Annotated in this window: 17 protein-coding genes; 10 read left to right on the top strand and 7 right to left on the bottom strand. The window is 59.1% G+C overall.

Annotation, left to right across the window (positions count from 1 at the left end; genetic code table 11):
• Window positions 1-123: 123 nt before the first annotated feature.
• Window positions 124-531, bottom strand: a complete 408-nt coding sequence (locus tag NYE85_RS20255; RefSeq protein ID WP_259006540.1) for a helix-turn-helix domain-containing protein — start codon at window positions 529-531, stop codon at window positions 124-126.
• 84 nt (window positions 532-615) lie between these two features.
• Here NYE85_RS20255 and NYE85_RS20250 point away from each other — a divergent pair, with 84 nt between their 5' ends.
• Window positions 616-1,551, top strand: coding sequence for an aromatic alcohol reductase (locus NYE85_RS20250; RefSeq protein ID WP_259006539.1), 936 nt, complete (start codon window positions 616-618; stop codon window positions 1,549-1,551).
• Between the two features lie 27 nt (window positions 1,552-1,578).
• On the opposite strand, the gene yedA is transcribed toward NYE85_RS20250, so the two are convergent.
• The 4 genes from yedA to NYE85_RS20230 form a co-directional block, all read right to left on the bottom strand.
• Window positions 1,579-2,490 carry a drug/metabolite exporter YedA gene (gene yedA / locus NYE85_RS20245; RefSeq protein ID WP_259006538.1) on the bottom strand — a complete coding sequence of 304 codons (912 nt, stop codon included), beginning with the start codon at window positions 2,488-2,490 and terminating at the stop codon, window positions 1,579-1,581.
• A gap of 139 nt (window positions 2,491-2,629) precedes the next feature.
• Window positions 2,630-3,127, bottom strand: a complete 498-nt coding sequence (locus tag NYE85_RS20240; RefSeq protein ID WP_259006537.1) for a DUF2878 domain-containing protein — start codon at window positions 3,125-3,127, stop codon at window positions 2,630-2,632.
• The gene (locus NYE85_RS20235; RefSeq protein WP_259006536.1) at window positions 3,124-3,891 is read right to left on the bottom strand and encodes a MerR family transcriptional regulator; all 768 of its coding nucleotides are present in this window, start codon (window positions 3,889-3,891) and stop codon (window positions 3,124-3,126) included. Before NYE85_RS20235 ends, NYE85_RS20240 begins: the two co-directional genes overlap by 4 nt.
• 115 nt (window positions 3,892-4,006) lie before the next feature.
• Complete coding sequence (locus NYE85_RS20230) at window positions 4,007-4,660, bottom strand: metalloregulator ArsR/SmtB family transcription factor (RefSeq protein ID WP_259006535.1); 654 nt, start codon at window positions 4,658-4,660, stop codon at window positions 4,007-4,009.
• 103 nt (window positions 4,661-4,763) lie between these two features.
• Here NYE85_RS20230 and NYE85_RS20225 point away from each other — a divergent pair, with 103 nt between their 5' ends.
• From NYE85_RS20225 to NYE85_RS20200, 6 genes are all read left to right on the top strand, one after another.
• On the top strand, window positions 4,764-6,209 hold the full coding sequence (locus NYE85_RS20225) for an MFS transporter (protein WP_259006534.1): 1,446 nt from the start codon (window positions 4,764-4,766) through the stop codon (window positions 6,207-6,209).
• Window positions 6,210-6,235: 26 nt separating this feature from the next.
• Entirely contained in the window at window positions 6,236-7,078 is an 843-nt protein-coding gene (locus tag NYE85_RS20220; RefSeq protein WP_259006533.1) for an AraC family transcriptional regulator, read from the top strand.
• A 69-nt stretch (window positions 7,079-7,147) separates the two neighbouring features.
• Entirely contained in the window at window positions 7,148-7,849 is a 702-nt protein-coding gene (locus NYE85_RS20215; protein WP_259006532.1) for an AzlC family ABC transporter permease, read from the top strand.
• Window positions 7,849-8,160 (top strand): AzlD domain-containing protein, encoded by a 312-nt coding sequence (locus NYE85_RS20210; protein WP_259006531.1) that lies wholly within the window; start codon window positions 7,849-7,851, stop codon window positions 8,158-8,160. The genes NYE85_RS20215 and NYE85_RS20210 overlap by 1 nt, the downstream gene beginning before the upstream one ends.
• Window positions 8,161-8,227: 67 nt before the next feature.
• Entirely contained in the window at window positions 8,228-8,797 is a 570-nt protein-coding gene (locus tag NYE85_RS20205; protein WP_259006530.1) for a helix-turn-helix domain-containing protein, read from the top strand.
• Window positions 8,798-8,799: 2 nt separating this feature from the next.
• A complete protein-coding gene (locus NYE85_RS20200; protein ID WP_259006529.1) occupies window positions 8,800-9,318 on the top strand; it encodes a GNAT family N-acetyltransferase in 519 nt (172 codons plus the stop codon).
• A gap of 15 nt (window positions 9,319-9,333) precedes the next feature.
• Here the strand turns inward: NYE85_RS20200 and NYE85_RS20195 are convergent, their stop codons facing one another.
• Both NYE85_RS20195 and ompC read right to left on the bottom strand, forming a co-directional pair.
• Window positions 9,334-10,176, bottom strand: a complete 843-nt coding sequence (locus NYE85_RS20195) for a GNAT family N-acetyltransferase (protein ID WP_259006528.1) — start codon at window positions 10,174-10,176, stop codon at window positions 9,334-9,336.
• Window positions 10,177-10,357: 181 nt separating this feature from the next.
• A complete protein-coding gene (ompC, locus tag NYE85_RS20190) occupies window positions 10,358-11,455 on the bottom strand; it encodes a porin OmpC (protein ID WP_259006527.1) in 1,098 nt (365 codons plus the stop codon).
• A gap of 241 nt (window positions 11,456-11,696) precedes the next feature.
• On the opposite strand from ompC, the gene NYE85_RS20185 reads away from it, so the two are divergent.
• The 3 genes from NYE85_RS20185 to NYE85_RS20175 all read left to right on the top strand — a co-directional run bounded on the left by NYE85_RS20185 (window position 11,697) and on the right by NYE85_RS20175 (window position 13,167).
• A complete protein-coding gene (locus tag NYE85_RS20185) occupies window positions 11,697-12,350 on the top strand; it encodes a glutathione S-transferase family protein (RefSeq protein ID WP_259006526.1) in 654 nt (217 codons plus the stop codon).
• Window positions 12,351-12,459: 109 nt separating this feature from the next.
• Window positions 12,460-12,792 carry a carboxymuconolactone decarboxylase family protein gene (locus NYE85_RS20180; RefSeq protein WP_259006525.1) on the top strand — a complete coding sequence of 111 codons (333 nt, stop codon included), beginning with the start codon at window positions 12,460-12,462 and terminating at the stop codon, window positions 12,790-12,792.
• Between the two features lie 3 nt (window positions 12,793-12,795).
• On the top strand, window positions 12,796-13,167 hold the full coding sequence (locus tag NYE85_RS20175; protein ID WP_259006524.1) for a tautomerase family protein: 372 nt from the start codon (window positions 12,796-12,798) through the stop codon (window positions 13,165-13,167).
• Window positions 13,168-13,206 lie beyond the last annotated feature (39 nt).

The following is a 13,206-nucleotide window of genomic DNA, read 5'->3' as shown; positions in this document are numbered from 1 at the left end:
CGCAGGTTGCTTAGAACAGCGGCAATTATAATCCTTGTGCGTGCTTTGTGAAGCACCTTGCCGAGTGCGGATTTTTATTGCAATAAATTCAAAAACCTACCGAGCCCTTGTTAAGGCTGAACGCTAGCTCTGCTGGCCAAACGCCTCCCGCGCCTGACGAAATTCCTCGGCATGACCCAGTATCCACTCCCACAGTGGAAACATATTAAGCAGCATGCCTTCGCCTAATGTCGTCAATTGATAATCCACCCGCGGATGCGGCGTTTTCTGCTGATGGTCGTGGCGGGAGATCAAGCCGTCGCGCTCCAGCTGGCGCAGCGTTCTGGTCAGCATGCGCTGGGTCACGCCGGGCAAGGCGCGCGCCAGTTGCGCATGGCGTAGCGTGCCTTGCGTACCCAGTGCGTAAATTACTCCCAGTGACCAGCGGTTGCCGGCATGGGTCAATACTTCGCGCTTCAGGCTGTCGTCCTGTTCACTGAGCGCATCACAAATGTGTGAAAATTGTGCTGTCTGCTCCGCGCTGAGTTTCATAAATTCCCCCGGTATCATTGGTGTACCTGATTGCAACTGCTGCGCTGGGTTGGCAGCATGAGGCCGCAATCACAGGAGGAGCATATGAACGATACCATGCAGCGTCAATGGCGCAACATACTGATTCTCGGCGCAGGTGAACTGGGAATGGCAGTGCTTGAAGGGTTTGTCAAACAGCGCGCGATGCATCCGGAGATGCGCCTGAGCGTGTTGTTGCGGCCGGCGTCGTTGCAGCGACAGCACGCCAGCGATCTGGCTCGGCGTCGGCAATTGGCTGACTGGAATATTGCCACCATCGGCGCAGATTTCAGCCACCAATCAACGCAGCAGCTGGCGCAGTGCTTTGCCGATTATGATGCAGTGATCAATTGCAGCGGCTTCGTCGGCGGGCTCGGCACGCAGCTGAAGATCACCCGTGCGGTGCTGGCCGCCGGAGTTGACTGCTATATCCCCTGGCAGTTTGGCGTTGATTATGACCGCATTGGCCAGGGTAGCGGACAGCCGGTGTGGGATGAGCAACTGCAGGTGCGTGAACTGCTGCGCAGCCAGCAGCAAACCCGCTGGATTATCGTGTCGACCGGTATGTTTACCAGCTACCTGTTCGAGCCAGATTTTGGCGTGGTAGATGTGCCGGCACGCAGGGTAGTTGCGCTCGGTGATGCGGATTATGCCTTGACCCTGACGACGCCGCAGGATATTGGCAGCCTGACGGCGGCGATATTCTGTCATCGCCCCGAGTACCAAAACCAGGTTGTCTATGTGGCCGGCGATACGTTGAGCTACCGTCAATTGGCCGAGGTCTTGAGCCAGCATTATCGCCAGCGGTTTACCCTGACGGTGGCGGAACTGCAAACGCTGCGCGCGGCGGTTGATGCACGTCCCGACGATAATGCCGCCGCGTATCGGCTGGCTTTTGCCCGCCCTGACGGCGTAGCCTGGCCGTTGTCGGCCAGCTATAACGCGCGCCATGGCATTGCGCTCACCGACGTCAAGGGGTGGCTGGCCGCCAATGACCGCTGAATCAGGCGGCCTGCCGGCCGCTGTCGGTTATTCCAGCGATTCGACGCGGCTTGGCCGCTGGAACAGATACTTGCCCAGCGTCACCAGCACCACGGCGGAAACGATCACCAGCAGCGCCAGCCATTCGCGCAGTTCCAGCGTCTCGCCGGCGAAGCCGACGCCGAGCAGCACCGCCACCACCGGATTGACATAGGCGTAGCTGGTTGCGACCACCGGACGTACGTTTTTCAGCAGAAACATATAGGCGCTGATCGCCAGCATCGAACCGAAAACAATCAGGTAGCCAAGCGCGAAAAAGCCGCCGGCGGTTGGCATGCTGGTCAAGCGCTCACCGCTGAGCTGGCTGACTAGCAGCAACACCACGCCGGCGACCAGCATTTCGGCGGCGCCGGCCATCGGTCCGGCGGGCAGCGAAATGCGTGACCCAAGCACCGAGCCAAATGCCCAACTGGCAGAAGCCAGCAGGATCAACAGCGCGCCGGTGGGATTGCCAATCAGGTTATTGCCAGTATTGAGCAGCACGATGCCAACCAGTCCAAGCACGATGCCAGCCCATTCCAGCTTGGTGTTGCGGATACCCCAGATCATGCTGAAGCACAGGGTAAACAGCGGCACCGTCGCCACCATTACCGCCGCGATGCCGGAAGGCACCTCCTGATGCTCCGCCACGGTCACCAGCCCATTGCCGACCGCCAGCAACAAAATGCCGATGGTGCCGGCGGCGAACCATTGCTTCAGCGTTGGCAAGGCATGGCCGCGTAGCGCCAGAAAGCTGAACAGAATAATGCCGGCGCTCAGAAAACGGATCCCGGCCAACATCAATGGCGGCCAACTGGCGACCCCGATGCGAATAACGAGGTAGGTTGAGCCCCAGACAATATACAACGTGAACAGGGCGCCGATCAGCGGTAGCAGACTACGACTTTGTTGACTCAACATGGGTTTTTATCGGTAGGGCAAAAAAGTGGGAAGAGGTTTTAGTAAACCCCAAGCTGCAGGTAATACGCAATGAATTTTATTATTAAAGTTCGCTAAAAATACGCGGATGACAGCATGAAATCCGCGCAATTTGTCGGCGTCAGCGCGCGGTGAACTGGCGCATCAGTGGCCAGCTTACCGCAGGCAGGTAGATGGCCCAGCCAATGGCCAACGCCAATAACATCAATTCGGGGGCAATCAGCGGCGTGATGGCGGTCAGTTTCCAGCTAATCAGAGAGCTTAGAGGGCCAAAGACCGCGCCAAATACCGCCACCGGCCAGCCTGCACTTCTCACCAGGCTCAACAACCAGCACCACCAGCAGCTAAAGGTCAGCCACAGTGCCATCATCCACAGCGGCACGACGCTGCCGTGCCCGCTAAATTTCAGCACCCCGGCGTAACACCAGGCCGCATCCATCGCGATACCGCTCAACGTCGCCAACAGCACCCACTTGCGGCGCGGCGCGGCGGTAAACATCAAGGACAGGGCCGCCCCCGCCAGCAGTAGCGCCACCGTGGTGTCTCGCCCCAGCACGGCCAGTGCCCAGTAAGCGCCGAGGCCAAGCGTCGCCAGCCAGAATCCGGCGTGCAGTCTCATGGATGCTCCATCTCGGTCAATAACGCGCTGCTGCCGATCAGGGTAATATCCAGCCCGTGATCCTGCCAGATGGCGAGCTGTTTGCGCTGCGGTGCGCTCAATGCCCCTTCGGCACGCAGAAAATAGCGATCGGCCTTGAACAACTGTGGCTGCGGCTGCGCCAACGGCTCAGGCAATAGATCAACCCGCATACCGGACTTGGCCAGAACGATCGCCTCCAGCCACAGTTCGGTGCGATCGGCGCTTGCCCCCCACGCCAGCAACAGTGCGTTCTGCCCCGGTTTTTTTCGCGCGGCCGCCATGCAAAATGCAGCGTATTCAACAATGATGCCGTCCAGCAACGCGCGCAGGGATTGCAACAGGGGATTTGCCGCGCTCAATTGAGCGCGCAGCGGGCGCAGCACGTTGTCGATAAGCGCATTGACCGGGTATTCGCGGCCCAATTCATAGAGACGGTTGCGCAGCGCGTTGGCCGCCGGCGCATGCAGCAGGCCCATCAGCTGTTGCTGCAGCAGGGCCCAATTGGCCTGGCTGTTGGCCGGCGCATCACCGGCCAACAACGCCTTGACCTGGCTAACCGGTACGCCAAGGGCGATCCAGCTGATTATCGCACGAATGCGCGCCACGTCGCTGTCATCAAATTGACGATGTCCGCCTTCGCTGCGCTGCGGCTTTAACAGCCCGTAACGGCGTTGCCAGGCGCGTAACGTCACCGGATTGATTCCGCACAGCTGCGCCACTTCGCCAATGCTGTAAACCGCCATTGCGTCTCCTCGTTTCATGCGCCACCGCAGGAAACAGGGTGACGAAAGGTAAACTTATACAAGTCGCAACGGTGGTACAACTGCTCGGGTTCCTAATTCACCCTGCGGCGGCCGATTAAACCGGAGAAATGTGATAGGCGCAGCGTCGCGCACCGGCAAGAATATGTTCAACGCGTTCGACCTGTGCCCGTAGCACCTCGCTGAAAATATTCAGCTCGGTGCGGCAAAAGCCCTGGCATACGCTGGCTGCCGCGCAGATTGGGCAATGATTTTCCACCAGTTGGAAAGTTCCGTCCTGCAATTGGCGCCATTCGGCCATATAGCCTTCCTGGCAGCGGATGGCCGCCAGCCGTGCCACGCGTTCCTGTAGCGTGGCGGCACCCACCATCGCCTGAATGTAATTGATGCGGTTTTCCTGCTCGCGGCTTTCAATCAGCACATCCAGCGCGTTTTCTCCCAGCTTGTCGCGTACCGTGCGCAGTAATTGCACCGTCAGTTCGGCATGGGTGTCAGGAAAGCAGGCGACGCCGGCCGGCGTCAGCTGCCACTGTTGCACCGGGCGGCCCACGCCACGGGTTTCCGCCTTGGCTTCGACCAGCCCCTCTTTCGCCAGTTTGACAAACTGCTGGCGTGCGGCTTCGCCGGTGGTACCGAGGGCTTTGCCTGCGTCGGATGCTTGTTGCGGGCCACGGGTTTTCAAGAGCTTCAACAAACGGTCGCTAACAGAATGTGCTGTGCACTCGCCATTTTCCAAGCTAATCCTTGACATATTTCACCGCCTCACCCTTACTTATTCCAAGTTAATACTTGTTAAATTTAACGCACTCTAATCTTTAACTCAATCACCGATGCGCGGAAACGGAAGGATAAACGTGATAACTGATGATGAAACTCGCTGGAGCGACCTGTTCTCCGCTCAAAACGCCGCCAGCGCCATTGCGCTGGCGCTGGGGGTGGCGCTGCATGCCGTCAACATTCTGGTGGCTACCACTATTCTGCCGTCGGTGGTACAGGATATCGGCGGGCTGAATCTGTATGCCTGGAACACCACGCTGTTTGTGGTGGCGTCGATTCTGGGTTCCGCCCTGTCGGCGCGGTTGCTGAGCGCTTACGGCGCCCGCAGCGCCTATCTGGTGGCATCGCTGTTTTTCATCATCGGTGCGGCGCTGTGCGCGTTGGCACCTTCGATGCCGGTGATGTTGATTGGCCGCACGGTGCAGGGGTTTGGCGGCGGCCTGATATTTGCGCTGTCGTATGCGATGATCAATCTGGTCTTTCATCAATCGCTCTGGCCACGCGCCATGGCGCTGGTTTCTGCCATGTGGGGCATTGCGACGTTGGTCGGCCCGGCGGTAGGCGGTATCTTCGCCGAGCTGCACGCCTGGCGCTGGGCATTTGGCATTCTGCTGCCGATCATGGTGCTGTACGCGGCGTTTACCTTCAGCATCCTGCCGAAGGGTAAACCGCAGCAGGCGGCGGCACCGCTGCCGCTGGCACAGTTGACCCTGTTGGCAGCCTCGGTGCTGATCGTCTCGGCTGGCAGTCTGGCGAGCAACCCGTGGGTCAACGTGGGCGGCATTGTGTTGGCACTGTTGCTGATGGCATGGTTGCTGCAACGTGAGGCGCATTCCCGCGCCCGCCTGCTGCCACAGGGCGCGCTGCGGCGTGGATCGACCCAGGCGGCGCTATATCTGACAGTTTCACTGTTGGTGATCGGCATGACCAGCGAGATCTTCGTTCCGTATTTTCTGCAGATACTGCACGGCCAGTCCCCGCTGATCGCCGGTTACATTGCCGCCACCATGGCCGCCGGCTGGACGCTGGCTGAAATCCTCAGTTCCGGCTGGCGCGGTGCCGGCATTCGCCGGGCGATTTTCAGCGGGCCGCTGCTGGTGATGACAGGCTTGCTGGCGTTGGGGCTGCTGATGCCGATAGCGTCTGGCGGCCACTGGGCGACGTTGGCGCCGATCGTTATCGCATTGACGCTGGTGGGTTTTGGCATCGGCTTCGGTTGGCCGCATTTGCTGACGCGGATACTGCAAACGGCGCCGGAAAGCGACAAGGACATCGCCGGTGCGTCGATTACCACGGTGCAACTGTTTGCTACCGCGTTCGGCGCCGCGCTGGCCGGCCTGATAGCCAACCTGGCGGGGCTGAACGTACCGGGTGGCAGCGCCGGCGCAAGCTCTGCCGCACGCTGGCTGTTCCTGCTGTTTGCCCTGGCGCCGCTGGCGGCGGTCTATTATGCCTGGCGCTGCGCCTACCTGCCGCCGAAAGCGGGCAATATTGTACAAAACCCGACTTCCGACCGATGCTAGAATAGCCGATATTGGCGGAGGTAACGATGACCAGGCAAACCCCGACGGGGCGACAAGAACAAACGCATTTTATGCACCTCGATGAACTCGGTGGGCTGGAGGTATTGCAGGCCAGTTATCTGCGCCAGTCGTTTTCCCGTCACAGTCATGAAGGCTATTGCATTGGCGTCATCGACGATGGCGCGCAGCGGTTTTACCGTTCCGGCGGCGAGCACGTTGCGCCGCACGGCAGCATCATTCTGGTGAACGCTGACGAAGTCCACACCGGCAGCTCGGCGGCAGAAAACGGCTGGGCCTATCAGGCGATGTATCCCACACCGGAACTGCTGGCCAACCTGGCGCGAGATCTGAAAACCGGCAGCGGCGGCGCGCCCCATTTTCCGCAGGCGGTGGTGCATGACGTCGGGCTGGCGAGCCAGCTGCGGCTGGCGTTTGGCCTGTTGCACAGCAAGGAAAACCGACTGCTGAAGGAAACCATGCTGTTCTCCGCCCTGACCTGGCTGATGTTGCGCCACGGCAAAAGCCGCATTGAGCCGGCGGCGCAGAGCAGGGCGCAACGTCAGGTGGCACTGGTCAAGGCGTTGCTCGACGACTTTCCGGAGATTGACATCTCGCTGCTTGAACTGGCCGATCGGGTGGCGCTCAGCCCGTATTATCTGCTGCGCCAATTTCAACGGGTTACCGGTTTGCCGCCGCATGCCTATCAGATCCAGGCGCGCCTGCGCAAAGCGCGCGACATGTTAAAACGCGGGCATGGCGTGCTGGAAAGCGCGCTGGCCTGCGGTTTTCACGATCAGAGCCATTTTCACCGCCATTTCCGTAAATCGATGGGCGTCACCCCTGGCGATTACGTCAATTCGCTGCGCTAACTGCGCAACGGCGTGCAATACCGGCGCCGCGTCCATGTTCTAGGCTGCTCTTTTTTGCCGGAGAGCGCCATGAACCATCCCAACACACTGACATCTACGCCAATACTGCGGCCTGCGCTACAGGGGGCAGTTGCGATGCTACCGTTGTGTCTGGCGGTGCTGCCCTGGGGCATGCTGGCCGGTTCGATGGCGATGCAAAGTGGCCTGACCGCCGCGCAGGGGCTGGGCATGTCGGCTATTGTCTTTGCCGGTGCCTCGCAGCTGGTGGCGCTGGGAATGCTCAAAACCGGTGCCGGGTTGCTGGCGATCCTGGTTTCCACCTTTTTTATTACCGCGCAGCATTTTCTCTATGCGCTGCGATTGCGAGACTGTGTTGCGCCTCTGCCGCTGCGTTGGCGGCTGCTGTTGGGCTTTTTGCTGACCGACGAGCTGTTTGCCCTGACCGGCGAGCAAGGGCCGGCGCGTTTTAACCGCTGGTATGCGCTGGGTGCCGGGCTGACGTTTTATATTTGCTGGTTTTTGGCCACCTGGCTTGGGATCGCTGCCGCCAGTCTCGGCGACCTTGATGGTTACGGGCTGGATTTTTCCATTGCCGCTACCTTTATCGCCATCGTGGTCCCACTGATCCGCACCCTGCCGGTACTGGCCTGTTCGCTTACCGCGCTGCTGCTGTCGGTGGTGTTGCATCGCTATCAGATCCCCGGCGCGCTGGTGATTGCCACCCTGACGGCGATGCTGGTGGGGCTGCTATGCAGCAAGGGGGCGCAATAATGGTGTGGCTAGTCATCGTGCTGATGGCATTGGTGGTGTTTTTTAACCGTTACTTTTTTCTGGCACCGAGCCTGCGTTTGCGGCTGTCGGCTCGCATGCATGCGCTGCTGGGATTTTCGGTGCCGGCGGTGTTGAGCGCCATCTGTGGACCGATCGTGATGTATAGCGACGATCGCTGGCGCGGCGTGGCGGAAAACCCCTACCTCTGGGGCGCGCTGTTTGCGGTTATTCTGGCGTTCTTTCTACGAAATATGCTGCTGGTGGTGCTGTTCAGCATGCTGATTTTTGTGACCCTGCGTGGGCTGATGTGAAAATGCGCTTGCGATTTCTCTTATTTGAGATATTTTCTCTTTATTGAGATTTCAGGCGAGGGTAAGCATGCAGCAGATACAGGACGACATCGACCAGCGCCTGGCGCAGCGGTTGGTGGCATTGCGCCAGCAGCAGGGGTGGTCGCTGGAGGCGTTGGCGCAGCATACCGGCATCAGCCGTGCAACGCTGTCGCGCATTGAGCGCATGGAAACCAGCCCGACGGCGTCGCTGCTCAACAAGCTGTGCGCGGCATATGGCCTGACCATGTCACGCTTGCTGAGCGAACTGGATAATGAGCCGCCGGAGTTGTTGTCACGCCAACAGCAGCCGGTGTGGGTCGATCATGCCAGCGGATTTCATCGGCGTTCGGTGTCGCCGCCTAGCGCGCTGTACCAGGCCGAATTTATTGAAGGCACGCTGCAGCCCGGAGCCCGCATCGATTACGACGCGCCGTCGATTCACGGCCTGGAACACCATCTGTGGATGCTGGACGGCGAGCTGACGCTGACCCTCGACGCGCGGCCGTTTCGACTGCAGGCCGGGGATTGCCTGCGCTATTGCCTGACCGGCAGTTCACAGTTTCACGCCAGCGGCGCACAGCCGGCCCATTACACCATCATTATTTGCAGGCCATAACCATGATTGACATTCGGCAATTGGACGTCGCCGCGGCGCAAGCTGCCATCCCCGATCTGGCGCAGGTGCTGCACGCCAGCGTCTGGCAGGGGGCCAGCATTGGCTTTATTACCCCGTTCAGCGTCGAGCAGGCGGCGGCGTTTTGGCACAGTCTGCTGCCGGCGATCGCCAGCGGCGAGCGGCTGATGTTGGCGGCACTGGATGGGCAACGCATTGTCGGCACGGTGCAACTGCTGCTGGCGATGCCGGCTAACGGTGCCCACCGGGCCGAGATAGTCAAGCTGATGGTGCACCCACAGGCGCGTCGTCAGGGCATCGCCCGGAGCCTGATGCAGCACGCCGAGCGATTGGCCGTGGCGCATCAGCGTCGGCTGCTGGTGTTGGACACCGTCAGCGATTCGCCTGCGGAGAGCCTGTACCGTCTGCTGGGGTTCCAGCTGGCAGGGCGCATCCCACAGTATGCCCGCGCCAGCCTTGGCGATACGCTGGATGCCACCAGCTATATGTTCAAGCTGTTGTAGCGACGATGGTGGTACTCAGTACATGCTGAGCGATAGGGTCATTTCGCATTGCCGTAGCGACTCCTCGCGCCAGCCGATGCGGGTAAAGAAACCGGCTGCGCACTGCGGAACGTAGACGTTGGCCATTAGCGGCAAGGGTGCGCACCGGCTCTGCAACGCCAGCAGCAGCTCACGGGCATGGCCCATGCCGCGCAGCGCCAGCGGGACGTAAATCATACGCAGGGCACACTGCTTGGCGCCGGGCACCACCAGGGCGAACGCCTGTTGATTCAGGGTAAAGGCGCGCGATTCGCCCGGCAATTTGTACAGCGTTTCTGGTGCGATCAACCACGGCAATGGGCCAATGTTGTCCGCAATCAAACGGCGTGACAGCACTAGTGGGTCTATCTCTTGCAGCGGTTGCGGGGGCGGTACGGCGTCGAGCGGGGCATGAAAACCGCGCAACGAACCGCTGACGGTTAACCCGGCCTGTTGATACAGCGCCAGCGCCGCATGGTTACCGTCGATCACCTCGAGAGAAAGCTGCCGGTCGCCGCGCGCCCGCGCGTCGGCGATCAGACGCGCCATCAGCGCCTTGCCCAGCCCCTGACCGCGCATTTCGGGGCGAATCGACAGGGCGGCTATCCGGCTGTGGTGACCGCGGCGGGCGATGAGCGCCAGAGCCACCGGCTGCTGGTGGTAAGTGACCACCAGGCTGTCGTTCAGGCTGAGATCTTCGGCGTGGAAACGGCTGGCAAAGTTGCTGCCCTCCATGGCAAACGGCACGATATAGTTTTCAAAACAGTGGGTAAGAATTTGCGCCAGCCGATCGCTGCTGTATCGCAGGGCATTGTGGTATTCAACCTTGGCGGCGTGCATGGAATGGTTCCGGATGGCGACAGAAGAAGCTATACATGTAGACCGAATTGCCAGATATGACAAGCCGTGTTGCCGGTTAATGGCAAAAAACAAAAAAACCGGGCGCAGCCGCCCGGCAAAAGATGCATGAACAGATTAATTAGCCGCAGCTAAAATTGCAGTGGTGGTTATGCATGACGATTTAGAACTGATAAACCAGGCCTACGGCGACCACATCATCATCGGTCAGACCCAGTTTATTATCGCTATCAAGCTGGTTGATTTTATAATCCACATAAGTAGACATGTTTTTATTGAAGTAATAATAGGCGCCGATATCGACATATTTAACCAGGTCTACGTCGCCGATATTTTCAATATCCTTGCCTTTGGACTGCACATAGCCAATCGACGGACGCAGGCCAAAGTCGAATTGATATTGCGCCACTACTTCAAAGCCCTGGGCTTTATTGGCGAAGCCGCTGACTGAGGTCGCGGAACTGTTAATGGTGGCGGTACCGGAAATTGGCACGATATTGCGGCTTTCCGAGTAGGTTGCGGCCAGGTAAACGTTGTTATTGTCGTACTTCACGCCGGCGGCCCAGATGTCGGCCTTGTCGCCTTTGCCGAAGCTGCCCTGTTTCTGGCTTGTGGTACGGTTGGACGAGGCATAGGCTGCACCGAGGCTGAAGCCGTCAATGATTTCGTAGCTGGATGACAAGCCCCAGCCGTCGCCGTTGGCCTTGCTGCTGGAGCGGCCATCGTTTTCATTTTTGCCCTGGTACTGTACGGCAAACTTCAGGCCGTCGACCAGACCAAAGAAGTCGTTGTTACGGTAGGTGGCGACGCCATTGGTACGGCCGTTCATAAAGTTGTCGGTCTTGACGTAGGCGTCATCACCGAACTCCGGCAGCATATCGGTCCAGGCGCCGACGTCATAAATAATGCCGTAGTTGCGGCCGTAATCGATTGAGCCGACGTCTTTCAGTTTCAGACCGGCAAAGCCCAGACGGGTCTTGGTGTCCTTGGCGCTGTCAGATTCGGTATGGTTGGCGGAAATCTGGTATTCCCACTGACCATAACCGGTCAGTTGGTCATTAATTTGCGTGGCGCCCTTAAAGCCAAAACGGACGTAGGATTTGTCACCATCGCTGCCGGCATCATCAGAAAAATAATGCAATCCTTTGACTTTACCGTACAGGTCGAGTTTATTTCCGTCTTTATTATAGATTTCTGCTGCGTACGTCGAAGGCGCGATCAAAAGTGCCGGAATAATAACGGCAAGAAGTTTACGTTTCATATTTATCCCTGCTTTTCTCTATTAAAAGACGCTTATCATCAAGCTTATTGCTGTTAGGTTTGCTGGCGGATTTATCGCAGCGCAGAATTTTTACCAAGGTTGTGTGATGTATTTATGACAGAATATTTATTTCTATGTTGAATGATGAAAAAAACGTCGCCAAAGGCACGATTAGCTGCCGGACAAGGCCAAATCGGTGGTCTACAGTTAACGGTACGGCTAATTTGTCTGCGGAGGAATCATGCGTGAGGCTTATACATTACTCGGTTGTCGTGGTTGCGGTTCCACTATCGTTGCCGCCGCTCTGGAGTTGACCGGCTTTCCCTGGGGTTATGAAGAGGTCGACTACGATGTCGACAGCCCCGAACGCGACCGCCTGCTGGAGTTGAATCCGCTGGGGCAGGTACCGACGCTGATCCTGCCGGATGACGAGATAATGACCGAAAGCGCGGCGATCATTCTGCTGCTGCACGATCGGGCACCGCATGCCGAACTGGTACCCGATGCCGGCGCGGCAATGCTACCGCGCTTTCTGCGTTGGCTGATGTTCATCAACTGTGCCATCTACCCGACCTTTACCTATGGCGACGATCCGGAAAAATGGCTGCCGAAAACCCGCAATCCGGAACGACTGGAGGAGACCATCGGACCGCACCGCCAGCAGCTGTGGCTGACGTTTGCCGCGGCAGCCAGCGATGCGGGGCCCTGGTTCCTTGGCCGCACCTTCAGCGCGCTGGATTTGTACATTGCGGTCATGTGCAATTGGCGTCCGGGACGCCGCTGGTTCGATCGGCACTGCCCGCAGCTGGTGGCGATTGCCGAAAGGGTAGAGCAGCTGCCGGAGCTGAACGCGCTGTTTCATGCGCATTTCGATCATGTCGCCCCGCTGGAGTAGCGGCGCATTATCGTCCTGTTTTTCTGAACCATGGATGCCGAAAATGCCGATTTTCCTCACGGCCGGTGACGGGTAGCGTAAGGCCATCGATCACCGACCGGAGAACATCATGCAGATGCAAAACACGCTTCCCCCCCAATCACGCGCCGGCCAACAGGCCTTTGGCGATATCGCGCCCAAGCTGGCGCAGCTCAGCGATGCGGTACTGTTCGATGACGTCTGGCAGCGCCCCGAACTTGGTTCGCGTGAGCGCAGCCTGATCACCGTGGCGGCGCTGGTGGCGCTTAACCGGCAGGAGCAGCTGCCGTTCCATTTGCAACTGGCGCAGCGCAACGGCGTCAGCCGCGAGCAGTTGGCGGAGCTTATCACCCACCTGGCTTTTTATGCCGGCTGGCCTGCGGCGGCCTCGGCGGTAGCGCGCCTGCGTGAAACGGAGGAATAACCCATGCCGTTTACCCGCATCGCACTGCATGACGGTAAAACGCCGGCCTATCTGCAAACGCTGTCAGACTCGCTGCATCAGGCGCTGGTTGAAGCGTTCGAAGTGCCGCCGGACGACAGGTTCCAGGTTATTGACCAGTATCGTCCCGGTGAACTGATTTATGATGTCCATTACCTCGGTGGGCCGCGTTCCGAGGACTACGTGCTGTTTTACATTACCGTGGGTCGGGCGCGCACTGCGGCGACCAAGCAGCGTTTCTACCAGCGACTGGCGGCGCTATTGCAGCAAAACCTGCAACTGCGGCCACAGGATGTGATGGTGGTGGTGGTGAGCTCGCAGCGGGAAGACTGGTCATTTGGCCCCGATGATGTCTGAACCCCGCCACGATACGCGGGGCATTGCGCAATATTGAAC

The sequence above is a fragment of the Serratia sp. AKBS12 genome, from assembly GCF_024793895.1.
Classification (GTDB): domain Bacteria; phylum Pseudomonadota; class Gammaproteobacteria; order Enterobacterales; family Enterobacteriaceae; genus Serratia_F.
This window is presented reverse-complemented; position numbering and strand designations above follow the sequence as displayed.